The sequence below is a fragment of the Streptomyces sp. NPDC029014 genome, assembly GCF_055564695.1.
Map to the genome: position 1 here is coordinate 44,189 of NZ_JBVHVT010000043.1, position 23,164 is coordinate 67,352.

Sequence of the window (23,164 nt, forward strand, 5' to 3'; positions counted from 1 at the left end):
TCGGGGGACGGCGGGCGCCGTGACGTCAGAGGTTCTCGATGACGTGGTCGATGCAGGTGGTCAGCGCCTGCACGTCCGCCGGGTCGACCGCCGGGAACATCGCGACGCGCAGCTGGTTGCGGCCGAGCTTGCGGTACGGCTCGGTGTCCACGATGCCGTTGGCGCGCAGCACCTTGGCGACGGCGGCCGCGTCGATGTCGTCCGAGAAGTCGATCGTGCCGATGACCGCGGACCGCTTGTCGGCGTCCACGACGAACGGCGTCGCGTACTTCGACGCCTCCGCCCAGCCGTACAGGGTGCGGGCGCTGGCCGCGGTACGGGCGGTCGCCCACTCCAGGCCGCCCTGGCCGTTGATCCACTCCAGCTGCTGGTTCAGCAGGAAGAGCGTCGACAGCGACGGGGTGTTGTACGTCTGGTTCTTCAGCGAGTTGTCGATCGCGGTCGGCAGCGAGAAGAACTCCGGGATGTGCCGGCCGGAGGCGTGGACGCGCGCCGCCCGCTCCAGGGCCGCCGGGGAGAACGCCGCCAGCCACAGGCCGCCTTCGGAGGCGAAGGACTTCTGCGGGGCGAAGTAGTAGACGTCGGTCTCGGTGATGTCGACGGGCAGGCCGCCGGCGCCCGAAGTCGCGTCCACCAGCACCAGAGAGCCGGCGTCGGCGCCCGTGACGCGCTTGATCGGCGCCGCGACACCCGTCGAGGTCTCGTTGTGGGTGTACGCGTACACGTCAACGCCCGCCTCGGCGACCGGGTCGGGGTGCGTGCCCGGCTCGGAGGAGATCACGGACGGCTCGTCCAGCCACGGCGCGAGCTTGGCGGCCTTGGCGAACTTGGACGAGAACTCGCCGAACGTGAGGTGCTGCGACTTCCGCTCGATGAGGCCGGCGGTCGCGACGTCCCAGAAGGCGGTGGAGCCGCCGTTGCCCAGGACCACCTCGTAGCCCTCGGGCAGCGAGAACAGGTCGCGGATGCCCTGGCGGACGGAGCCGACCAGGTTCTTGACCGGCGCCTGGCGGTGGGAGGTGCCGAGCAGGGAGGTACCGGTGGCGGCGAGGGCGTCCAGCGCCTCGATCCGCACCTTGGAGGGGCCCGCGCCGAAGCGTCCGTCGGCGGGCTTGATGTCAGCGGGAATCTGGATCTCAGCCACGAGCGGAGCGTATCGGGTCGGGGACCGTGCGCCGGAGGCGCGTCCACCCGATGAGACGGACGGGCCTGGTGGGAAGGTGTGCGGATGAGTGACTCCGCGGAACTCGAACGGACATTGCGGGACGGACTGAGCGGGGAGGTCGACTTCGGGGCCGCCGCACGGGCCCTGGTGACCATGGACGCCTCCAACTACCGGCGCGTACCGCTCGGTGTGGTCGCCCCGCGGGACACCGCCGACGTGGCGGCCGCGCTGCGGATCTGCGCCGCGGCCGGCGTTCCGGTCGTACCGCGCGGCGGGGGCACCTCGATCGCCGGCCAGGCCACGGGGACGGGGGTGGTGCTGGACCTGACCCGCCACATGGACGCCCTGGTGTCGGTGGACCCCGAGGCCCGTACGGCGGTCGTCCGGCCGGGCCTCGTGCTCGGGCGGCTGCGGGAGGCGGTGCGCCCGTACGGGCTGACGTTCGGGCCCGACCCGTCCACGTACTCCCGCTGCACCCTCGGCGGCATGATCGGCAACAACGCGTGCGGGGCCCACTCGGTGGCCCGGGGCACCACCGCGGACAACGTGGCCGAGCTGGAGGTGGTCGCGTACGGGGGAGCCGTGCACCGGATCGGCACCGGCTGGGCGGGGGCCCCGGCGGGGCTGGGCGAGCTGGTCGCGGGGAACCTGGAGGTGCTGCGGACGGGGATGGCGACCGGGCCCGGGTTCGCGCGGCGGATCTCCGGCTACGGGGGCCTCGACGCGCTGCTGCCCGAGCGCGGCGTGCAGCTCGCCCGCGCCTTCTGCGGCAGCGAGGGCACCCTCGGTGTGGTCACCGAAGCGGTGGTCCGCCTGGTGGAGCTGCCGCCCGCACCCGCGCTCGCGGTCCTCGGGTACGCGGACGAGGGCGCGGCCGCCGACGCCGCGGCCGGACTGCTGCCGCACCGGCCGCTGACGGTCGAGGGGATGGCCGAGGACCTGGTGCCCGGTGCGGCCGCGGCGGGCCTGCCGCGGGGCCGGGCCTGGCTGTTCGCGGAGGCCTGGGACGAGGGGGCGGCCCGGGAGCTCGTACGGGCGGCGGACGCGCTGGACGCGGTGGTCGTCACCGACCCGGCGGTGCAGCGCGCGCTGTGGCGGATCCGTGAGGACGCGGCCGGCACCGCGACCCGGACGCCCGGGGGCGGGATGGCGTGGCCGGGCTGGGAGGACTGCGCGGTGCCGCCGGCCCGGCTGGGCGCGTACCTGCGGGAGTTCCGCACCCTGCTCGCCGCCCACGGGCTGCGCGGTACCCCGTACGGGCACTTCGGCGAGGGCTGCGTGCACGTGCGGATCGACTTCGACCTGGTCACGCCGACGGGGGTGGGGCGCTTCCGGGCCTTCTCGGGGGAGCTCGCCGACCTGGTCGTCGCGCACGGCGGCTCGCTGTCCGGGGAGCACGGGGACGGGCAGGCGCGGGCGGAGCTGCTGCCGCGGATGTACGGGCCGCGGGTGATCGACCTGTTCGGCGCGTACAAGGACGTGTGGGACCCGCGCGGCGGGATGAACCCGGGGATCCTGGTCCGCCCGGCCCGGCTGGACGAGAACCTGCGCTTCGAGGTGCTGCCCCGGACCGGACCCGCGGGGGAGTTCGCCGCGGAGGTCGCCCGCTGCGTCGGCGTCGCCAAGTGCCGGACGGTGCAGCCCGGCGGCCCCGCGGTGATGTGCCCCTCGTACCGGGTCACGGGCGAGGAGCAGCACTCCACCCGCGGCCGGGCCCGGCTGCTGCACGAGATGCTGGCCGGCGAGCTGCTGACCGACGGCTGGCGCTCCGCGGAGGTCGCCGGGGCGCTGGACCTGTGCCTGGGCTGCAAGGGCTGCCGCAGCGACTGCCCCGTGGGCGTGGACATGGCCGCGTACAAGGCGGAGTTCCTGCACCGCCACTGGACGGGCCGCATCCGGCCCCTGGCCCACTACACGCTGGGCGGCCTGCCGGACTGGCTCCGGCTGCTCGACCGGCTGCGCCTGACCCGGGCCGTCGGCGCCCTGGCCCGGCTCCCCGGCGCGGCCCGCCTGGCCGGCCTGGAGCCGCGCCGCAGCCTGCCGGCCCCGGTCGCGCAGCCGTTCACCCGCTGGTGGCGGGGGCGGCGCACCCCGGCCGGGCGGGCGGCCGGGGGCGGGGTGCTGCTGTGGCCCGACACGTTCACCGAGTACCTGGCCCCGGGGGCGGGGCGGGCGGCGGTGGAGGTGCTGGAGGCGGCGGGGCTGCGGGTGGACCTGGCCGGTACCGGGCGGGCGGGGCTGCCACGGCGGGTGGGGCGGGTGTGCTGCGGGCTGACGTACCTGTCCACCGGCCGCCTCGACCGGGCCCGCGGCGTGCTGCGCCGCACCCTGGACGCCGTCGGCGACGCCCCGGAGCCGGTCGTCGTCCTCGAACCCAGCTGCGCCGCGGCCCTGCGCACCGACCTGCCCGCGCTGCTGCCCGACGACCCCCGCGCGGCCCGGCTCGCCGCGGCCGTGCGCACCTTCGCCGAGGCCCTGGAGGAGTACGCCCCGCACTGGCGGCCGCCCCGGCTGGACCGGCCGGCGGCCGGGCAGACCCACTGCCACCAGCACGCGGTCCTCGGCGACGCGGCCGACCGGCGGCTGCGCGAGCGGGCCGGGCTGACCGGCGGGCTCAGCGGCGGCTGCTGCGGTCTCGCCGGCAACTTCGGTTTCGAGCCGGGCCACCACGAGGTGTCGGTGGCCTGTGCCGAGGAGCAGCTGCTGCCGTCGCTGCGCCGGGCCCCGGAGGGGGCGGTGGTCCTGGCGGACGGGTTCTCGTGCCGGACCCAGATCGCGGAGCTGGCCGGGGTCCGGGCCCGGCACCTGGCGGAGGTCCTGGCGGAGGCCCTGCGGCGGCCCTGCGGGAGCAGCGGGGGTAAGGGGCCGTAAGCAGAGGTAAGGCAGCACGCGCTGCGACGCTCCTTACGCACGGCTTAGTCTGGATAAATGCCCGCACCACCCGCCAACACGCCCCCTGCCGTCTCGGCCGAGTCTGCCGCGTCGAAGCCCTCGCAGACGGCCCCGCCCACCGCAGCGGCCGGTCGGCGAGCGCGCCTCGGCCCGGTCGCGCTGGTGATCACGGCCGGGATCTCGGTGCAGTTCGGCGCCGCCCTCGCGGTCCTGATCATGCCGAGGGCGGGTGCGGCCGGCGTGGTCACCCTGCGGCTGGCGGCCGCCGCGCTCGTGCTGCTGCTCCTGTGCCGCCCCAGGATCCGCGGCTACTCGCGGGGCGACTGGGGCACCGTCGTGGCCTTCGGCGTGGCGATGGCCGGCATGAACGGGCTGTTCTACCAGGCCGTCGACCGGATCCCGCTCGGCCCGGCCGTCACCCTGGAGGTGCTCGGCCCGCTCGTCCTGTCGGTCGTCGTCTCGCGCCGGCTGGTGAACCTGCTGTGGGCGGTCCTCGCCCTGGCCGGGGTCGCCCTGCTGGCCGGGCACGGCGGGGGCGGCTTCGGCGGCCTCGACCCGCTGGGCGCGGCCTTCGCGCTCGGAGCGGGCGTGATGTGGGCGGCGTACATCGTCTTCAGCGCACGGACCGGCCGCCGCTTCCCGCAGGCGGACGGGCTGGCCCTGGCCATGGCCGTCGCGGCGGTGATCTCGCTGCCGCTGGGCGTGGCCGAGGCCGGCTCCGCGCTGCTGGTGCCCGGGACGCTGGCGCTCGGCGTGGCCGTGGCGGTCCTGTCCTCCGTCCTGCCGTACACCCTGGAACTGCTGGCGCTGCGCAGGCTCCCCGCGCCGACCTTCGCGATCCTGATGAGCCTGGAGCCGGCGATCGCGGCCACGGCGGGCTTCCTCGTCCTAGGCCAGGCCCTGTCGGCCCAGGACGCGCTGGCCATCGCCCTGGTCATCGCAGCCAGCATGGGCGCGGTCCGCTCCCAACCCCACCCCTGACCACCCCGCCCGCCACCCCCGCGGACCCACCCGCCCCGCGGGCTGTTCGCCCCCGCGGGGGGTCGGAGCCGGGGGCGAATCCAGCCGATCCGCCCCCGCGGGGCTGCCGGAACCGGGTCCGACCGAATCCCGCCCCGCCGACCCGGGCAGCGAGGCCTGCCCCACCCGCCCCGCGGGCCATACGCCTACGCGGGCTGTCGGAGCCGGGGGCCGGCACGATCCAGCCCCGCCGGCGTTTGAGGCGCGGGTCCGGGCAGAGCCCGGTGCCCGGCGGAGCCGGGATCCCCAGCCCCCGGGCCGCAGACGGCACACCGCCCGCGGCGTCGCGGCGCCGGAACCCCGCCCGGCCGGGGTCGGCCGGCGACCGGGCGGGGCCGGCGGCCGGCCGTCAGCCCAGCGGGAGGTCCAGGCAGGACGGCGTGGCCTCCGGCGAGGTGAACCCCAGCGTGGCCCGCGGCAGGTTCGCGTCTCCGTAGAACGGGTCACGGCCGTCCACGACCAGCATCAGCCGGTGCCCGCGCGGCACGTCGTACCCGGTGGCCTGGAGCTCGATGTCCGCGCGGACCAGGCTGTCCGGCGGCGAGGCGAGGTCGGTGTACGGGGCGTGCGTGATGATCCGGCCCGTCCCGTCGGGCGCCACGTCCAGCAGGTACGCGACGAACGCGGACTTCGAGTTGGCCGCCCGGTAGGTGACCCGCAGCCGCGGGACGCCCCGCAGCCGCGCCGTCTCCGGCTCCGGGTCCGCGACCCACACCGCGGCCACGGTGCGGTCGATGTCGCCGGTCCGGTAGGCCTTCGGCCGGCCGGCCATCTCGTCGTACCCGGACCGCACGATCGCGTCGGCGACGGTCGCCGGCGTGTCCACCCCGCACAGCACGCGCGTGCTCCAGCCGGCTTCGGGCGTGTCGGCCAGTTCCCCGCCGGCGACCAGGTAGAGCCGGCGGACGTGTTCGGTGACCGACTGCCAGGTGGGGCGGGGTTCCAGGGTGCGGCTCCACATGATCTCGCCGAGGACCTGGCCCTCGTCGGCGATGCCGTTGTCGTCGCCCTTGAGGTGGTGGTCGAACCAGCGGTGGGCGGTGGTCCAGATCCGGTTGGGCAGGCCGGTCATCCCGGACGTCTCGGGGCCGGAGTGGTCGCCGACGGACAGGTCGAGCCGTTTGGGCCCGGCGAGCTCGTTGAACATCTTCAGCGTCTGGTTGGTGGGGAACAGCGTCTCGTGCCAGGCGTGGGAGAAGTACACCGGCACCTGGCGCCGGCTGAGCTCCTTGACGTGGGTGAACGGCGACCGCGGCCCGGCCCACCGCAGGGCGGCCTCGATGTCGCGGTTCGCCAGGACGTTCTCGAAGACGCTCTGCGTCTGCGGGCTCAGCCGCGCCCGGCCGGCCGCCCTGAGCAGCGCTTCGACGGCGCCGACGTGCCGGGTGCGGTTCTCCAGGAAGGCCTCCCCGAGGTCGCCCCAGGTGCTGAGCGCGACCACCGCGTCGACGCGGGCGTCGTGCGCGGCGACGAGCTGGCTGATTCCGGACCCGTAGCTGTCGCCGAGGAAGCCGATCCTGGTCACCGGGCCGGTGGTCCGCTCGATGAGGTGGTCCAGGGCCCGGCTGCCGTCGGCGACGTCGAGCGGGCCCGCCACGTCGACCTCGCCCTCGGAGCCGCCGAACCCGCGGGCGCTGTAGGCGAGGACGTTGTAGCCGCGGGCCGCGAAGACGCTGGCCTGGACGGCGTACGGGAGCCAGCCGAAGTCCGTCCACGGCGAGGGCATCACGATCACCGGCCGCGGGTCGGGGCGGGTGTGCCGCCACAGCGCGGCGTCGATCAGGTCGCCCTCGGCTCCGGCGACCTTGGTGCGGGAGAACACGGCGACGGAGCGGGCCTCGGCGACCTGTGCGGCGCGGGCGGGGGCGAGGCGGCCGGTGTCGCCGCTCTCCAGGGCGGCGACGAAGGCGGTGAGGGCGGGTGCGTCGAGTTCGGGATAGAGGGAGGAGGCTGCTGAGTCCACGGCGGTTCATCCTCTGCGTCGAGTACGTCGATTACTTCGAGTGCGTCGAGTGCGTCGAGTGATCTGAACGTCGGTGCAGTGCGGTGCCGGGACCCGGCCGGGACCCGGAGCGGGGGGCCGAAGCGTTCAGTATCGGCGCGGTCCGCGGCGGCGTTCGCGGGTTCGCCGCGTACGGCCTGAACCACCCCCTGCCCGGCGGGCGGGCCGCGCAGGTCCGTACCAGCCCGGTCGCCCCTTCGCCCCAAATGCCCTGCCCTGCAAGCGGGTTGGCATGCCTGGCGGGAAGGCGGCGCTCCTCGGCCAAATGATGCAAGCATGCTTGATTGTTTTGGGCGGGGCTGCCAGTCTTCCCCCCACGCCGAGAGGGGAGCCCCGCCGTGCTCGATCCGTCCGCCGTGTCCGCCGTCTTCCTCGACCTGCGGGAGGAGGGGCAGGACCTCGAATCCCTGGTGTCCGAACTGCCCGCCCCCGCCTGGGCGAAGCCCACGCCCGCGCCCCGCTGGACCATCGCCCACCAGATCGCCCACCTGCACTGGACCGACCGGGCCGCACTGCTCTCCCTCACCGATGCCGCCGGCTTCGCCCGCATGGTGGAGGAGGCCGTCAGGGCCCCCGACTCCTTCGTCGACGAGGGCGCCGAGGAGGGCGCGGCCCTGCCGCCCGCCGAACTGCTGGCCCGCTGGCGGGCCGGCCGCGCCACACTCGACGCCGCGCTCGCCGCCGCCGCACCCGAGGCCAGGTTCCCCTGGTACGGGCCGCCGATGAAGGCCGCCTCCATGGCGAGCGCCCGGCTGATGGAGACCTGGGCCCACGGTCAGGACGTCGCCGACGCGCTGGGCGTGCGCCGCACCCCGACGGCACGGCTGCGGCACGTGGCCCGGATCGGCGTGCGGGCCCGCGACTACGCGTTCGGGGTGCGGGGACTGCCCGCGCCCGCCGACGGGTTCAGGGTCGAGCTGGAGCCCCCGGGCGGCGGGGAGCCGTGGGCGTACGGGCCTCAGGACGCGGCCCAGCGGGTCACCGGCCCGGCCCTCGACTTCTGCCTGCTGGTCACCCAGCGCGCCCACCGCGCCGACCTGGCCCTGACGGCCGTCGGCCCGGACGCCGACCGCTGGCTGGACATCGCACAGGCCTTCGCGGGCCCGGCGGGCCCCGGCCGCGCCCCCGGGACGGCCCGATGAGCGCCGACGGAGCGGGCGGGGTGAGCGAGCCGGGCGTACCGGGCGGGGCGGGCGTACCGGGCGGGGCGGGCGTACCGGCACCGCCGCGCCGGCCGCTGCGCATCGGCAACGCGTCCGGGTTCTACGGGGACCGCTTCGACGCGGTGCGGGAGATGCTGGTCGGCGGCCCACTGGACGTGCTGACCGGTGACTACCTGGCCGAGCTGACCATGCTGATCCTCGGCCGGGACCGTCTGAAGGACCCGGCCGCCGGGTATGCGCGGACGTTCCTGCGCCAGTTGGAGGACTGCCTCGGCCTCGCCCACGAGAAGGGCGTGCGGATCGTCGCGAACGCCGGCGGCCTGAACCCGGCGGGCCTCGCGGGCGAGATCCGCGAACTGGCCGCGAAGGCGGGACTCCCGGTCTCGGTCGCCCACGTCGAGGGCGACGACCTGATGCCGTACGGCGACGGGGCCGACGGGGCCCTCACGGCCAACGCCTACCTGGGCGGCGCCGGCATCACCGCCTGCCTGCGGGCGGGCGCGGACGTGGTGGTCACCGGCCGTGTGACGGACGCGGCCCTGGTCAGCGGGCCGGCCGCCTGGTGGTTCGACTGGGCGCCCGACGACCTCGACCGGCTGGCGGGGGCCGTCGTCGCGGGTCACGTCCTGGAGTGCGGGACCCAGGCCACCGGCGGCAACTACGCCTTCTTCACCGCGCACGACGTCCGCCGCCCCGGCTTCCCGCTGGCGGAGGTGGCGGAGGACGGCTCGTCGGTGATCACCAAGCATCCGGGGACGGGCGGCGCCGTCACTGTCGGCACGGTCACGGCCCAACTGCTGTACGAGACCCAGGGCGCGCGCTACCTCGGCCCCGACGTGACCGCCCGCCTGGACACCGTCCGCCTGGCCGCTGCCGGGCCCGACCGCGTCGCCGTCACCGGGGTCGTGGGCGAGCCGCCCCCGGACACGCTCAAGGCGGGCGTCACCCGGATCGGCGGCTGGCGCAACGAGGTGGTGTTCGTCCTGACCGGCCTGGACGTCGAGGCCAAGGCCGCCCTGGTGCGGGCGCAGATGGCCGACGCCCTCGCCGGTGTGGCCGCCGCCGAGTGGACCCTGGCCCGCACCGACCACGCGGACGCCGACACCGAGGAGACCGCCAGCGCCCTGCTGCGGCTGGTGGTGCGCGACCCGTCCGCCGACCGGGTCGGCCGCGCCCTGACCGCACGGGCCGTGGAACTCGCCCTCGCCAGCTACCCCGGTTTCCACGTGACCGCCCCGCCGGGCCCCGCCCAGCCGTACGGGGTTTTCGAGTCGGCCTCCGTACCGGCGGAGGCGGTGGCCGCGGTCGCGGTCCTCCCGGACGGCTCCCGCACCCCGGTCCCGCCGGGCGGCCCGCCGGGCCCCGCCCCGGACGCGGCAGCCGGGGCAGGAGCCCCGGACCCCGGCCCCCCGGATGCGGGCCCCCCGGATCCCGGGAGCGGCGGGGCGGTCGGCAGCCCGGCCGGGCCCACCCGCCGGGCCCCGCTCGGCCTGGTCGCCGGAGCCCGCAGCGGCGACAAGGGCGGCGACGCCAACGTCGGCGTCTGGGCGGAGTCCGACGCCGCCTGGGACTGGCTGCACACCACCCTCACCGTGGAGCGGTTCCGGGAACTGCTCCCCGAGACCCGCGGTCTGCCCCTCGCCCGGCACGTGCTGCCGAACCTCCGCGCCCTCAACTTCACCGTCACCGGCATCCTCGGCGCCGGCGTCGCCTCCGCCCACCGCTTCGACCCGCAGGCCAAGGCCCTCGGCGAATGGCTGCGCGCCCGGCACCTCGACATCCCCGCCCACCTCCTGCCCACCCCGGAGGAGACCGGCCCATGACCCGTCTCGGCACCGCCCTCGACCCCCGCTCCCCCGCATACGGGGCCGCCCGCACGGCCGCCCTCGAACGCCTCGCCGCCGTCGACGCGGAGCACGCCAAGGCCCTCCTCGGCGGCGGCGAGAAGTACACGGCCCGCCACCGTGCCCGCGGCAAACTCCTCGCCCGGGAACGGGTCGAGCTGCTCCTCGACCCGGACACCCCGTTCCTGGAGCTGTCCCCGCTCGCCGCATGGGGCAGCGACTACCCCGTCGGCGCGTCGATCGTCACCGGCATCGGCACCGTCGAGGGCGTCGAATGCGTGATCACCGCCAACGACCCGACGGTCCGCGGCGGCGCATCCAACCCCTGGACGCTGAAGAAGGCCCTGCGGGCCAACGAGATCGCCCGGCAGAACCGCCTGCCCCTCGTCAGCCTCGTCGAGTCCGGCGGCGCCGACCTGCCCTCGCAGAAGGAGATCTTCATCCCGGGCGGTGCGGTCTTCCGCGACCTGACCCGGCTCTCGGCCGCCGGTATCCCGACCGTCGCCGTCGTCTTCGGCAACTCCACCGCCGGAGGCGCGTACATCCCCGGGATGTCCGACCACACCGTCATGATCAAGGACCGGTCGAAGGTGTTCCTCGGCGGCCCGCCGCTGGTCAAGATGGCCACCGGCGAGGAGAGCGACGACGAGTCCCTCGGCGGCGCCGACATGCACGCCCGCACCTCCGGCCTCGCCGACCACCACGCCGTCGACGAGTACGACGCGGTCCGCCAGGCCCGCCGGATCGTGGCCCGACTCGGCCACCGCCGCGCCCTTCCCGCCCCGCCCCGCGCGCCGGAGCCCCTGTACGACCCGGAGGAGCTCCTCGGCATCGTCCCCGAGGACCTCAAGACCCCCTTCGACCCGCGCGAGGTCATCGCCCGGATCGTCGACGGCTCCGACTTCGACGAGTTCAAGCCCCTCTACGGACCCAGCCTGGTCACCGGCTGGGCCGCCCTGCACGGCCATCCGGTCGGCATCCTCGCCAACGCCCAGGGCGTGCTGTTCAGCGAGGAGTCGCAGAAGGCCGCCCAGTTCATCCAGCTCGCCAACCAGCGTGACATCCCGCTGCTGTTCCTCCACAACACCACCGGCTACATGGTCGGCAAGGAGTACGAGCAGGGCGGCATCGTCAAACACGGCTCGATGATGATCAACGCGGTCTCCAACTCCCGCGTACCGCACCTGTCCGTGCTCATCGGCGCCAGCTACGGGGCCGGCCACTACGGCATGTGCGGCCGCGCCTACGAGCCCCGGTTCCTGTTCGCCTGGCCCAGCGCCAAGTCCGCGGTCATGGGCCCCCAGCAGCTGGCCGGCGTGCTGTCGATCGTGGCCCGCCAGTCCGCCGCCGCGAAGGGCCGGCCGTACGACGAGGAGGCGGACGCCGGGATGCGCGCCTTCGTCGAGGCGCAGATCGAGTCCGAATCCCTGCCGATGTTCCTGTCCGGGCGGCTGTACGACGACGGGGTCATCGACCCCCGCGACACCCGCACCGTCCTCGGCCTGTGCCTCTCGGCCGTCCACAACGCCCCCGTCGAGGGCGCCCGCGGCGGCTTCGGCGTCTTCCGGATGTGAGCCCGCCATGACCACGACCGCTTCCACACCGTCCACCGCCCCCACCCCGGCCGGCTCCCCGCCCCCCTCGATCACTTCGGTCCTGGTGGCCAACCGCGGGGAGATCGCCGTCCGCGTCTTCCGTACGGCCCGTGCCCTGGGCCTGGCCACCGTCGCCGTCCACTCCGACCCCGACGCCGACGCGCTGCACGTCCGCGAGGCCGACGCGGCCGTACGCCTGCCCGGTGCGGCCCCCGCGGACACGTACCTGCGCGGCGACCTCGTCATCGAGGCCGCCCTGGCCGCCGGGGCGGACGCGGTCCACCCCGGCTATGGCTTCCTCTCCGAGAACGCCGACTTCGCCCGGGACGTCCTCGCCGCCGGCCTGGCGTGGATCGGGCCGCCGCCCGCGGCCATCGAGGCCATGGCCTCCAAGACCCGCGCCAAGGAGTTGATGCGGGCCGCCGGGGTACCGCTCCTCGAACCCGTCGACCCGGCCGGTGCCACCCCCGACGACCTGCCGTTGCTGCTGAAGGCCGCCGCGGGGGGCGGCGGGCGCGGCATGCGCGTGGTCCGCGACCTGCACGAGCTGAAGTCCGAACTCGACGCCGCGGCCGCCGAGGCCCGGTCCGCGTTCGGCGACGGCGAGGTGTTCGCCGAGCCCTACGTCGAACGCGGCCGCCACGTCGAGGTGCAGGTCCTCGCCGACGGGCACGGCACCGTGTGGGCGCTCGGCACCCGCGACTGCTCCCTCCAGCGCCGCCACCAGAAGGTCGTCGAGGAGGCCCCGGCGCCCGGCCTGCCCGACGCCCTGCGCACCGCCCTCCACGAGGCCGCGGTCGCCGCCGCCCGGGCCGTCGCCTACCGGGGTGCGGGCACCGTCGAGTTCCTCGTCACCGCCGACGGCCGGCCGTACTTCCTGGAGATGAACACCCGCCTGCAGGTGGAACACCCCGTCACCGAAGCCGTCTTCGGCCTCGACCTCGTCGCCCTCCAGTTCCGGGTCGCCGAGGGCGCGGCCCTGCCCCCCGCGCCCCCCGAGCCGGCCGGGCACGCCGTCGAGGCCCGCCTGTACGCCGAGGACCCGGCGCAGGACTGGCGCCCGCAGACCGGCACCCTGGCCACCTTCCACGTTCCGGTGCCCCCGGTCCTCCCGCCCGCGCCCGCCGCGGTCCGCGTCGACACCGGGTACGCCGACGGCGACCCCGTCGGCGTCCACTACGACGCCATGCTCGCCAAGGTCATCGCGTACGCCCCGACCCGCGCCGAGGCCGTCCGCGCCCTGGTCCGGGCGCTGTCCGCGGCCCGTATCCACGGGGTCGCCACCAACCGCGAACTCCTCGTACGCTCGCTCACCCACCCGGAGTTCGCCGCGGCCCGCCTCGACACCGGGTTCTACGAGCGCCACCTCGGCGCGCTCACCCAGCCCGCCCCGGACGCCGGCCGGGCGGCCTCGCTGGCCGCGGCCGCCGCCGCGCTGGCCGCCGCCGCACCCACCGCGGACGCCCCGCTCGCCGCCCGTCTCGGCGGCTGGCGCAACGTCCGCTCCGCCCCGCAGTCCCGCAGCTACCACGTGAGCGGCGGCCCCGACGGCACCGACACCCCGTACGAGGTCCGCTACCTGCCCTCCCGCAGCGGCCCCCCGCAGCTCGTGGACCAGCCCGGCGTCCGCGTCCTGGCCGTCGAGCCGCACCGCGTCGTCCTCGAAGTCGACGGCGTCCGGCGCGTGTTCCACGTGAAACAAAAATCGAACAACTCGGGTGCGGCGGAAGCGGAGGAGGTCTACGTCGACACCGCGCCCACCCCCGCCCACCCCGTTCGGAACGCCCACACCCTCGTCCCGGTCCCGCGGTTCACCGATCCCCAGGACCGGACCCTGCCCGGCTCCCTGCTCGCCCCCATGCCCGGCACCGTCGTCCGCATCGCCGAGGGCCTCGCCCCCGGGGACACCGTCACCGCCGGGCAGCCCCTGCTCTGGCTGGAGGCCATGAAGATGGAGCACCGCATCGTCTCGCCCGCCTCCGGCACGCTCACCGCGCTCCACGCCGGCCTCGGCCACCAGGTCGAGTTCGGCGCCCTGCTCGCCGTAGTACAGGAGGAACCGCAGCCATGAGCCCCGCCACCGCAGCCCCCCTCGAAACCGAGGAGCACCAGGCTCTGCGCGCCGCCGTCGCCGCCCTCGGGCAGCGCTACGGCCGCGACTACTACGCCCGCGTCACCCGTGCGGGCGGCCACCCCGACGAACTGTGGGCCGACGCCGCCAAACTCGGCTACCTCGGCGTCAACCTCCCCGAGGAGTACGGCGGCGGAGGCGGCGGCATCGCCGAACTCTCCATCGTCCTGGAGGAACTCGGCGCCGCCGGCTGCCCGCTGCTGATGATGGTCGTCTCGCCCGCCATCTGCGGCACTGTCATCGCCCGCTTCGGCACCGACGCCCAGAAGCGCGCCTGGCTCCCCGGCCTCGCCGACGGCAGCCGCACCATGGCCTTCGGCATCACCGAACCCGACGCCGGATCCAACTCCCACCGGATCACCACCACCGCCCGCCGCGACGGCGACACCTGGGTCCTGACGGGACGCAAGGTCTTCATCTCGGGCGTCGACATCGCCGACGCGACCCTGATCGTCGGCCGCACCGAGGACGCCCGCACCGGCAAGCTCAAGCCCTGCCTGTTCATCGTCCCCCGCGACGCCCCCGGCTTCGGCCGGTCGCCCCTCGACATGGAACTCCAGGCGGCCGAGAAGCAGTTCGAACTCGTCCTGGACGAGGTGCGGCTGCCCGCCGACGCGCTGGTCGGCGACGAGGACGCGGGCCTGCTCCAGCTCTTCGCCGGCCTCAACCCCGAGCGCATCATGACCGCCGCCTTCGCCATCGGCATGGGCCGTTACGCACTCGCCCGCGCCGTCGACTACGCCCGGACCCGGCAGGTCTGGAAGGAGCCGATCGGCGCCCACCAGGCCATCGCCCACCCCCTCGCCGCGGCCCACATCGACCTGGAACTGGCCCGCCTGATGATGCAGAAGGCCGCCCGCCTCTACGACCTGGGCGACGACCTGGCCGCAGGTGAAGCCGCCAACATGGCCAAGTACGCTGCCGGCGAGGCCTGCGTGAAGGCGGTGGACCAGGCGGTCCACACGCTGGGCGGCAACGGCCTCACCCGCGAGTACGGACTGGCCTCCCTCATCACCGCCTCCCGGGTGTCCCGCATCGCCCCCGTCAGCCGCGAGATGATCCTCAACTTCGTCTCGCACCAGACCCTGGGCCTGCCCAGGTCGTACTAGCCCGCACCAGCCGGCCGGGCCGGTACGGTGACCGCCCGGGAGCGGCCGCCGCACCGGCCAGCCGGAACCGGAACAGGACCCGGGACCCGGCCCGGCCCGACCCGATCCGACCCGCTGAGAAGGAGCGGCATGGAGCCCCTCGTCAAGGCCGCGCACGCGCACGGCATCACCACCCTCACGCTCGACTCCCCGGCCAACCGCAACGCGCTCTCCGCGGCCCTCGTCGGCGAGCTCCGCACGGCCCTCGCCGCAGCGGGCGCCGACCCCGCCGTCCGGGCCGTCGTGCTCACCCACACCGGCGGCACCTTCTGCGCCGGGGCCGACCTGAAGTCCCCCTGCGACCCGGCCGACTTCCTCGCCCTGCTGCAGGAGATCGCGGGACTGGCCCGCCCCGTCGTGGCCCGGGTCACCGGCCACGTCCGGGCGGGCGGCCTGGGCCTGCTCGGTGTCTGTGACGTCGCCGCGGCGGGGCCGCAGTCCTCGTACGCCTTCACCGAGACCCACCTCGGCGTGGTCCCCGCCGTGATCTCCGCGCCGCTGCTGCCCCGCCTGGACCCGCGCGCCGCGTCCCGCTACCTGCTGACCGCGGAGGCCTTCGACGCCGCCGAGGCCACCCGGATCGGCCTGCTCACCCTGCACGGCGAGGACGTGGACCAGGCCCTGGCCCCCGTCCTGGCCGGGCTGCGCAAGGCCGGCCCGGAGGCCCTCACCGCCACCAAGCGGCTGGTCACCGCCTCCGTACGGGCCGCCCTGGAGCAGGACGGCGAGGCCCTGACCCGGCTCTCGGCCCACCACTTCGGCTCCGCCGAGGCCCGCGAGGGCATCAGCGCCCGCTTCGAGCGCCGGCCCCCCGCGTGGGCCCTGGGGGCGCAGTGATCCTGCCCAAGCAGGCCCGCAGCCGCGTCACCCGCCGCCACCTGCTGGACGCCGCCATCACCTGCCTCGCCGAGCACGGCTGGGCCGGCTCCACCGTCGCCGTCGTCGCCGAACGCGCCGGAGTCTCCCGGGGCGCCGCCCAGCACCACTTCCGCACCCGCGAGGACCTGTTCACCGCGGCCGTGGAGTTCATGGCCGAGGAGCGTTCCGCCGCCCTGCCCGCACTCCTGCACGAGAGCGCCGGCCCGGGCGGGGCATCCGGCAGCGGCCGCGCCGCCGTCGTCGAGGCCCTGGTCGACCTGTACACCGGGCCGATGTTCCGGGCCGCCCTCCAGCTCTGGGTCGCCGCCTCCCACGAGGAGCAGCTGCGGCCCCGCGTGGCCGAGCTGGAGGCCCGTCTGGGCCGCGAGACCCACCGGATGGCCGTGCAGCTGCTGGGTGCGGACGAGTCGGTGCCCGGTGTGCGGGAGACCGTGCAGGGTTTCCTCGACATGGCCCGCGGCCTGGGCCTGGCCAACGTCCTGACCGACGACACGGCCCGGCGGGGCCGTGTGGTCGCGCAGTGGACCCGCATCCTCGACGCCACCCTGGGCTGACCCGCGCCGCGGCAGGCCACGGGGCCGTACGTGCGCCGAGGGCGCCGCATCCGTCGTCCGGATGCGGCGCCCTCGGCGGTCGGCCCCGGTGAGCGCCGGCCGTCAGCGGTCAGGCCGTCGTGGCGATGTCCGCGTAGCCCTCGATCTCCTGCGGATTGCGCTTGCCCGGCCCGATGTAGCGGGCCGACGGGCGCACCAGGCGGCCCGTGCGCTTCTGCTCCAGGATGTGCGCCGACCAGCCGGCGGTGCGGGCGCAGGTGAACATGGAGGTGAACATGTGCGCCGGGACCTCGGCGAAGTCCAGCATGATCGCGGCCCAGAACTCCACGTTCGTGGCGAGCACCCGGTCGGGGCGGCGGGCGTGCAGCTCCTCCAGCGCGGCCTTCTCCAGCGCGGCGGCCACCTCGTAGCGCGGCGCGTCCAGCTCCTTGGCGGTGCGGCGCAGCACGCGGGCGCGCGGGTCCTCGGCCCGGTAGACCCGGTGTCCGAAGCCCATCAGCCGCTCGCCCTGGTCGAGGGCCTTCTTCACGTACGCCACCGCGTCGCCGGTGCGCTCGATCTCCTCGATCATGCCGAGGACGCGGGACGGCGCCCCGCCGTGCAGCGGCCCGGACATGGCGCCCACCGCGCCCGACAGGGCGGCCGCGACGTCGGCGCCGGTGGAGGCGATCACGCGGGCGGTGAACGTGGAGGCGTTCATGCCGTGCTCGGCGGCGGAGGTCCAGTACGCGTCGACGGCCTTGACGTGCTTGGGGTCCGGCTCTCCCCGCCAGCGGATCATGAACCGCTCGACGACGGACTCGGCCTTGTCGATCTCCCGCTGCGGGACCATCGGCAGGCCCTGCCCGCGCGCGGACTGGGCGACGTACGACAGCGCCATCACGGCCGCGCGCGCCAGGTCGTCGCGGGCGGTCCGCTCGTCGATGTCCAGGAGCGGTTTCAGGCCCCACACCGGGGCGAGCATGGCGAGCGCGGACTGGACGTCGACCCGGATGTCCCCGGAGTGGACGGGGATCGGGAAGGGCTCGGCGGCGGGCAGGCCGGGGTTGAACGCCCCGTCGACCAGCAGGCCCCAGACGTTCCCGAAGGAGACGTGGCCGACCAGGTCCTCGATGTCGACTCCGCGGTAGCGGAGCGCTCCGCCTTCCTTGTCGGGTTCGGCGATCTCCGTCTCGAACGCGACGACTCCTTCGAGCCCGGGTACGAAGTCGGACATCAGGCGGCTCCCTCAGATAGTGCGAACACGCGCGGTTCCCGGCGTGACTCGCTGCGGTCCGGCGCGGTCATCCCCGTTGATGCCCGGTACGGCCGGGGGCCACCCGCACGGGTGCCTCCTGACCGGCCCCAAGATTTTGGCGGCTGGGGATGCCAGGCGGAAGCGTGACATACGGCACACTCGCAGGAGCACTCCTGCGGCAGGATGGCACGCGTGACCGACATGGATCTTGATCCCTCCACCATGCGCAAGCAGTACCGCTCGGAGATCGTCCGCGAGGACGATCTCGACGGGGACCCCATGCGGCAGTTCGCCGTGTGGTTCGGGCAGGCCGCCGACTCCCACCTCTTCGAGCCCAACGCGATGGTCGTCTCCACCGCGACGCCCGACGGCCGGCCGAGTTCCCGCACGGTGCTGTTGAAGGCCTTCGACGAGCGGGGCTTCGTCTTCTACACCAATTACGGTTCGCGCAAGGGTCGCGAGCTCGACGCCAACCCGCAGATCGCCCTGCTGTTCCCCTGGCACCCCATCGCCCGCCAGGTCATCGTCACCGGTACGGCCGAGCGGACCGCGCGCGACGAGACCGCCGCCTACTTCCGCTCCCGGCCGCACGGCTCCCAGCTGGGCGCCTGGGCCAGCGAGCAGTCCCGGGTGATCGCCTCGCGGGCCGAGCTCGACCGGCGGTACGCGGAGCTCGCGGCCCGGCACCCGGAGGGCGAGCAGGTCCCGGTGCCGCCGGAGTGGGGCGGTATCCGCGTCGTGCCGCAGGAGGTGGAGTTCTGGCAGGGCCACGAGAACCGGCTCCACGACCGGCTGCACTACGTCCGCGACGGGGAGAAGTGGCGCATCGAGCGCCTGTGCCCGTAGCCGCGCCCGGACAGCAGACGACCCGCGGGCTCGGGTTCTCTCCTGCAGGTAAGAGAAGCCGGCCGGACGTGCCGGCGAGCCCGCGGGTCGGGTGACTGCTTGGGATTGGCGCCGGGCGTTCCGCCGGGCACCGCACTGGGTGCGTTGCGACGACGGGCCCTTAGCCCGCAGTCACCTCACGCGTCCGGTACTTGTACATTTCCGGAACCACCTCCCTTCTCGTGTACCGCAGACATTAGGAGCCTTCGGCGGCGGTCTCAAGTTATTTATTTCGGGACGATTCGGGGAATGCGGTGTGGGCTGCGTCACGTTCCAGTTCAATGATCTGACGTGCGCACACGCGAACACCTGCAGGGGGTGCCAGGTGAATGCTTCCGGACGTGAACAACCCACCGACGATCTGCTCGCAGCGCTGCTGGACGGGATGGACGCGGCCCTGTGCGCCTTCGACTCCGACGGGGTGATCACCCACTGGAACCGCGAGGCCGAGCGGATCCTGGGCTGGACGGCCGCCGAGGCCGTGGGCCGCAAGGGGTTCGCCGGGTGGGCGGCCCGTGCCGCCGACGCTCAGGACGTCGAGGACCGGCTCATGGGCGTCCAGGAGGTCCCCGGCCGGCAGGTGCACGAGTTCGCCCTGCTCACCAAGGACGGCGGCCGCGTCCTGGTGCGCACCCAGTCCGCCGGGGTGCCGGGCACGGACGGCAGGCCCGCCGGCGTGTACTGCGCCTTCACCGAGGTCCACGCCCAGATCGACCTGGAGCGGTCCATCGCGCTGAGCGAGGCGCTGATGGACGACGCCTCCTGGGGCGTGGTCCTCGTCGACGTGGACCTGCGCCCGGCCGTGGTCAACGCGCACGCCGCCCGCGCCTTCGGAGCCGGGCGCACGGACCTGCTCGGACGGCCGCTGGGCGACCTGCTGGCCCAGGGCGCCGAGGAGCTGGAGGGCGCCCTCCAGCACGTGCTGGCCGAGGGCTCCCCGCAGGCGCCGCTGGAGCTGTGGGTGTCCGTGCGCGCCCCGGAGGGGGTGCGGCGGCGCTGCTGGCGGTGCGGGTTCCTGAGGCTGGGCTCCCCGCTTGCCGAGGAGCCGGTCCCGCTCGGGGTGGGCTGGCTGTTCCAGGACGTCACCGAGGCCCGCCGGACGGCGCTGGACACGGCGCAGCTGCGGTTCCGTGCCGGCCAGCTGTACCGGGCCGGGCGGTCCGCAGCCGAGTGCGAGGACCCGGACGAGGCGGCCGCCGTACGGCTGGACTTCGCCCTCGCCGGCTTCGCCGACCACGCCCTGCTCGACGTGCTGGAGCCGTCGGCCGACCCGGACCGCCCCTCGCGGCTGGTCCGGCACGCCGTGTCGCCCCCGCCCCTGTCGGGGCAGGGCGGGATCCCGGTGCGGTACGAGCCGGGCCACCCGGCGTTCCAGGCCCTGGACCGGATCGGCTCGGTGCGGGCCACCGCCCCGCGCGGGGAGGCGGCCGAGGTGTGGGCGCGGGACCGGCAGTGGCCCGAGAACGCGGCGCACGTGCTGTGCACGGTGCTGCGGAGCCGGGGGCGGACCCTGGGCGTGCTGACGTTCGTACGGGCGTCCTCGCGGGCCGTCTTCGAGCGGGCGGACGCGGAGTACGCGGAGGAGGTCGCCGCCCGGGTCGCCGCCGACCTGGACCTGGCCCGCTCCGCGCCCGACAAGCCGTAGCGGGACGGGCCGCGGGGCATCAGTGGCGGAAGCCGCGGGGCATCAGTGGCGGAAGAAGATCCGGTCGCCGTACTCCTGCATGACGCGGCCGTTCCACTCGTGGCCGCCGTCGACGTTGCCGGAGCGCAGCAGCGGCGGCTCGATGCCGCGCGCGGCGAGCTCGCCCGCGGCCGCCGCCATCACCGCCTGCATGAGGGCGGCGGTCACCACTGTCGAGGCGGGCGCGAAGGGGGCGGCGATCCCGTCGATGCTCAGCTCCGCGTCCCCGACCGCGATCTTGCTGTCGAGGACGATGTCGCAGTGGTCCTTGAGGAAGGTGCCGGAGGCGTGCCGCGACCGGGTCTCCCGCGCGTACGCCACGGAGGTCACCCCGATCACGGTGAGGCCGAGGGCGCGGGCGTTCAGGGCCATCTCCACCGGCAGGGCGTTGCGCCCGGACAGGGAGATGACCACCAGGACGTCGCCGGCGGTGGCGGGGCTGCTGTCCAGGACGGCCCCGGCCAGCCCGTCGACCCGTTCCAGGGCGCTGCCGAGGGTGGCGGGCATGACGTCGACGCCGGCGGTGCCGGGGACGGCGAGGAAGTTCATCAGGGCGAGCCCGCCGGCCCGGTAGACCACGTCCTGGGCGGGGAGCGAGGAGTGGCCGGCGCCGAAGGCGAAGAGCCGGTTCCCGGCGGCGACGGCGTCGGCGACGGCGGTCCCGGCCTCGGCGATGCGCCCGCCCTCCTCGTCCCGCACCCGCTGGAGCAGGCCGATCGCGGCATCGAAGAACTGACCGGCCAGCTTGCTCTCGCTCATTGCCGAGGCCCTTCCAGGGAGGCGGTGGGACGGGGGGCGTCCGGGTCCGCCGCTCACCGTGCGGTCTGGACCAAGGGCGTGTCAATACGGGCGTCAATCCGGGCCCGGAGGCCCCCTGCGGCCGGGGGGCTTGGCGAAGGCGCGGGACGGTTGTCGGTGCGATGCGTCAGAATTGGGGGCAGGGCCAGCGCACGATATCCGAGGGGCACGAATGTCCGGACTGATCGACACCACGGAGATGTATCTCCGCACCATCCTCGAGCTGGAAGAGGAAGGCGTGGTCCCCATGCGCGCCCGGATCGCCGAACGGCTCGACCAGAGCGGGCCGACGGTGAGCCAGACGGTGGCGCGGATGGAGCGCGACGGCCTGGTGGCCGTGGCGAGCGACAGGCACCTCGAGTTGACGGATGAGGGCCGCCGCCTGGCCACGCGTGTGATGCGCAAGCACCGTCTCGCGGAGTGCCTGCTGGTCGATGTCATCGGCCTGGAATGGGAGCAGGTGCACGCGGAGGCCTGCCGCTGGGAGCACGTGATGAGCGAGGCGGTGGAGCGGCGGGTGCTGGAGCTGCTGCGCCACCCGACCGAGTCGCCGTACGGCAACCCGATCCCGGGCCTGGAGGAGCTGGGCGAGAAGGCCGAGGCCGACCCGTTCATCGAGGACGGCATGGTCAGCCTGTCGGAGCTGGAGCCGGGCACCGAGGGCAAGACGGTGGTCGTGCGCCGGATCGGCGAGCCCATCCAGACGGACGCCCAGCTGATGTACACGCTGCGCCGTGCGGGCGTGCAGCCCGGTTCGGTGGTGAGCGTGACCGAGTCGCCCGGCGGTGTGCTGGTCGGCAGCGGTGGCGAGGCGGCCGAGCTGGAGGCGGAGATCGCCTCGCACGTGTTCGTCGCGAAGGCCTGACCGGGAAAACGAGTGGTCCCGGCGCCTTGCGGCGCCGGGACCGTCCTCCCCTGTGCTGACCTGGAGCCCCGAGCTCTCAAGGTCATCCCCTTCGGACCGTCTTCCCCGAGCGGCCCGCCTCCCTGCTCAAAGGATCTCCGTCGGCAGGGGCCGTCAATCCTTGAGCAAGGTCACTCGAAAGAGCGGTGTTGACCGCGGGAAGCCGATTTTCGAATGCGGGTTCGATAGTGTGGCGGCGAAGCGAAGGGGGTGCCTCCTCGGTGGTACGGCGCATCGATGTGACAGCGGCCGACGGCGTTCGCCTGGCCGCCTGGGAGTTCGGGGAACCGGACGCCGCCCCGCCGCCCGATCTGCCGGCGCCCCGGGTGCTGTTACTGCACGGACTGATGGGCCGCGCCTTCCACTGGGCCGGCACCGCCCGCTGGCTCGCCCCCGGCCGCCGCGTCGTGGCCCTGGATCAGCGCGGCCACGGCGAGAGCGACCGCCCCGCCGCCGGCCCGGACGTCCAGGCCCCGCTGGGCCGTGAGGCCTTCGTCGCCGACGCCGAGGCGGCCGTCGAACAGCTCGGCCTCGCCCCCGTCACCCTCGTCGGCCACTCCATGGGCGCCCTCACCGGCTGGCAGCTGGCGGCCCGCCGCCCGGACCTCGTCGAGGCCCTGGTCATCTGCGACATGCGCGCCTCCGCCCTCGGCGAGGCCTCCCAGCGCGAATGGGCGGAGTGGTTCCACCGCTGGCCCCTGCCGTTCCCCACCCAGGACGCCGCCCGCCGCTGGTTCGGCGAGGACGATCCCCGCGTGGAGGAACCCGACCCCGGCCGCGGCGCCTTCTTCGCCGAGGTGATGCACCGCGCCCCCGACGGCTGGCGCCCCCTGTTCTCCCGCAGCGACATGCTGACGGCCCGCGAGACCTGGGTCCACGACGCCCACTGGGAGGAGCTCGCCCAGGTCTGCTGCCCCACCCTGGTCGTCCGGGGCCTCGACGGCGAACTAGGCCGCGCCGAGGCCCAGGAGATGGTCCGCGTCCTGCCCGAGGGCCGGTACGCCGAGATCGCCGACGCCGGCCACTACCTCCACTTCGACCAGCCGACCGCCTGGCGGGCCGTCCTGGAACCCTTCCTCGACAGCCTCCGCCCGCAGGTGTCCCACTGACCCGCCCCGTCCCCGTACCTGGCCCCGGTCTCCTGCGACGGGAAAAAGGGGAGGGGGGGGGGGGGGGGGGGTCCCCCCCCCCCCCCCCCCCCCCCCCCCCCCCCCCCCCCCCCCCCCCCCCCCCCCCCCCCCCCCCCCCCCCCCCCCCCCCCCA

Annotated in this window: 17 protein-coding genes; 13 read left to right on the plus strand and 4 right to left on the minus strand. The window is 75.0% G+C overall.

Annotated features, from left to right (window positions below):
* Positions 1–25 precede the first annotated feature (25 nt).
* Complete coding sequence (gene serC, locus ACZ4VL_RS23480) at positions 26–1,144, minus strand: phosphoserine transaminase (RefSeq protein ID WP_468203174.1); 1,119 nt, start codon at positions 1,142–1,144, stop codon at positions 26–28.
* Positions 1,145–1,228: 84 nt separating this feature from the next.
* On the opposite strand from serC, the gene ACZ4VL_RS23485 reads away from it, so the two are divergent.
* On the plus strand, positions 1,229–4,036 hold the full coding sequence (locus tag ACZ4VL_RS23485; protein WP_468203176.1) for an FAD-binding and (Fe-S)-binding domain-containing protein: 2,808 nt from the start codon (positions 1,229–1,231) through the stop codon (positions 4,034–4,036).
* Positions 4,037–4,093: 57 nt separating this feature from the next.
* Positions 4,094–5,038, plus strand: coding sequence for an EamA family transporter (locus tag ACZ4VL_RS23490; protein WP_468203179.1), 945 nt, complete (start codon positions 4,094–4,096; stop codon positions 5,036–5,038).
* A gap of 388 nt (positions 5,039–5,426) precedes the next feature.
* Here ACZ4VL_RS23490 and ACZ4VL_RS23495 read toward each other — a convergent pair whose 3' ends face one another.
* Positions 5,427–7,040 (minus strand): alpha/beta fold hydrolase, encoded by a 1,614-nt coding sequence (locus ACZ4VL_RS23495; RefSeq protein WP_468203181.1) that lies wholly within the window; start codon positions 7,038–7,040, stop codon positions 5,427–5,429.
* Positions 7,041–7,417: 377 nt separating this feature from the next.
* On the opposite strand from ACZ4VL_RS23495, the gene ACZ4VL_RS23500 reads away from it, so the two are divergent.
* From ACZ4VL_RS23500 to ACZ4VL_RS23530, 7 genes are all read left to right on the plus strand, one after another.
* Entirely contained in the window at positions 7,418–8,221 is an 804-nt protein-coding gene (locus tag ACZ4VL_RS23500) for a TIGR03084 family metal-binding protein (protein ID WP_468203183.1), read from the plus strand.
* A 152-nt stretch (positions 8,222–8,373) separates the two neighbouring features.
* A complete protein-coding gene (locus ACZ4VL_RS23505) occupies positions 8,374–10,065 on the plus strand; it encodes an acyclic terpene utilization AtuA family protein (RefSeq protein WP_468203225.1) in 1,692 nt (563 codons plus the stop codon).
* A complete protein-coding gene (locus ACZ4VL_RS23510; protein WP_468203186.1) occupies positions 10,062–11,660 on the plus strand; it encodes an acyl-CoA carboxylase subunit beta in 1,599 nt (532 codons plus the stop codon). The genes ACZ4VL_RS23505 and ACZ4VL_RS23510 overlap by 4 nt, the downstream gene beginning before the upstream one ends.
* A gap of 7 nt (positions 11,661–11,667) precedes the next feature.
* Entirely contained in the window at positions 11,668–13,752 is a 2,085-nt protein-coding gene (locus ACZ4VL_RS23515; protein ID WP_468203189.1) for an acetyl/propionyl/methylcrotonyl-CoA carboxylase subunit alpha, read from the plus strand.
* On the plus strand, positions 13,749–14,921 hold the full coding sequence (locus ACZ4VL_RS23520; RefSeq protein ID WP_468203192.1) for an acyl-CoA dehydrogenase family protein: 1,173 nt from the start codon (positions 13,749–13,751) through the stop codon (positions 14,919–14,921). The genes ACZ4VL_RS23515 and ACZ4VL_RS23520 overlap by 4 nt, the downstream gene beginning before the upstream one ends.
* A 129-nt stretch (positions 14,922–15,050) precedes the next feature.
* Positions 15,051–15,797, plus strand: coding sequence for an enoyl-CoA hydratase family protein (locus tag ACZ4VL_RS23525; protein ID WP_468203195.1), 747 nt, complete (start codon positions 15,051–15,053; stop codon positions 15,795–15,797).
* Entirely contained in the window at positions 15,776–16,393 is a 618-nt protein-coding gene (locus ACZ4VL_RS23530) for a TetR/AcrR family transcriptional regulator (protein ID WP_468203198.1), read from the plus strand. The genes ACZ4VL_RS23525 and ACZ4VL_RS23530 overlap by 22 nt, the downstream gene beginning before the upstream one ends.
* Before the next feature lie 109 nt (positions 16,394–16,502).
* Here the strand turns inward: ACZ4VL_RS23530 and ACZ4VL_RS23535 are convergent, their stop codons facing one another.
* Complete coding sequence (locus tag ACZ4VL_RS23535) at positions 16,503–17,609, minus strand: citrate synthase 2 (protein WP_468203200.1); 1,107 nt, start codon at positions 17,607–17,609, stop codon at positions 16,503–16,505.
* 204 nt (positions 17,610–17,813) lie between these two features.
* Here ACZ4VL_RS23535 and pdxH point away from each other — a divergent pair, with 204 nt between their 5' ends.
* Entirely contained in the window at positions 17,814–18,476 is a 663-nt protein-coding gene (gene pdxH / locus ACZ4VL_RS23540; protein ID WP_468203203.1) for a pyridoxamine 5'-phosphate oxidase, read from the plus strand.
* 364 nt (positions 18,477–18,840) lie between these two features.
* Complete coding sequence (locus ACZ4VL_RS23545) at positions 18,841–20,160, plus strand: PAS domain-containing protein (RefSeq protein ID WP_468203205.1); 1,320 nt, start codon at positions 18,841–18,843, stop codon at positions 20,158–20,160.
* Positions 20,161–20,202: 42 nt separating this feature from the next.
* Here the strand turns inward: ACZ4VL_RS23545 and ACZ4VL_RS23550 are convergent, their stop codons facing one another.
* Positions 20,203–20,958 (minus strand): SIS domain-containing protein, encoded by a 756-nt coding sequence (locus tag ACZ4VL_RS23550; protein ID WP_468203207.1) that lies wholly within the window; start codon positions 20,956–20,958, stop codon positions 20,203–20,205.
* Positions 20,959–21,169: 211 nt separating this feature from the next.
* On the opposite strand from ACZ4VL_RS23550, the gene ACZ4VL_RS23555 reads away from it, so the two are divergent.
* Together ACZ4VL_RS23555 and ACZ4VL_RS23560 are read left to right on the plus strand one after the other, a co-directional pair.
* Positions 21,170–21,862, plus strand: coding sequence for a metal-dependent transcriptional regulator (locus tag ACZ4VL_RS23555; protein ID WP_361095716.1), 693 nt, complete (start codon positions 21,170–21,172; stop codon positions 21,860–21,862).
* 260 nt (positions 21,863–22,122) lie between these two features.
* On the plus strand, positions 22,123–23,010 hold the full coding sequence (locus tag ACZ4VL_RS23560; RefSeq protein WP_468203212.1) for an alpha/beta fold hydrolase: 888 nt from the start codon (positions 22,123–22,125) through the stop codon (positions 23,008–23,010).
* Positions 23,011–23,164 lie beyond the last annotated feature (154 nt).

Excerpts from the sequence above, each read along its gene's own strand:
- ACZ4VL_RS23485 (WP_468203176.1), top strand. The coding sequence starts at position 1,229 with ATGAGTGACTCCGCGGAACTCGAACGGACATTGCGGGACGGACTGAGC.
- ACZ4VL_RS23490 (WP_468203179.1), top strand. The coding sequence starts at position 4,094 with ATGCCCGCACCACCCGCCAACACGCCCCCTGCCGTCTCGGCCGAGTCT.
- ACZ4VL_RS23505 (WP_468203225.1), top strand. The coding sequence starts at position 8,374 with ATGCTGGTCGGCGGCCCACTGGACGTGCTGACCGGTGACTACCTGGCC.
- ACZ4VL_RS23510 (WP_468203186.1), top strand. The coding sequence starts at position 10,062 with ATGACCCGTCTCGGCACCGCCCTCGACCCCCGCTCCCCCGCATACGGG.
- ACZ4VL_RS23515 (WP_468203189.1), top strand. The coding sequence starts at position 11,668 with ATGACCACGACCGCTTCCACACCGTCCACCGCCCCCACCCCGGCCGGC.
- ACZ4VL_RS23520 (WP_468203192.1), top strand. The coding sequence starts at position 13,749 with ATGAGCCCCGCCACCGCAGCCCCCCTCGAAACCGAGGAGCACCAGGCT.
- ACZ4VL_RS23525 (WP_468203195.1), top strand. The coding sequence starts at position 15,051 with ATGGAGCCCCTCGTCAAGGCCGCGCACGCGCACGGCATCACCACCCTC.
- ACZ4VL_RS23535 (WP_468203200.1), bottom strand. The coding sequence starts at position 17,609 with ATGTCCGACTTCGTACCCGGGCTCGAAGGAGTCGTCGCGTTCGAGACG.
- pdxH (WP_468203203.1), top strand. The coding sequence starts at position 17,814 with ATGGCACGCGTGACCGACATGGATCTTGATCCCTCCACCATGCGCAAG.
- ACZ4VL_RS23550 (WP_468203207.1), bottom strand. The coding sequence starts at position 20,958 with ATGAGCGAGAGCAAGCTGGCCGGTCAGTTCTTCGATGCCGCGATCGGC.
- ACZ4VL_RS23555 (WP_361095716.1), top strand. The coding sequence starts at position 21,170 with ATGTCCGGACTGATCGACACCACGGAGATGTATCTCCGCACCATCCTC.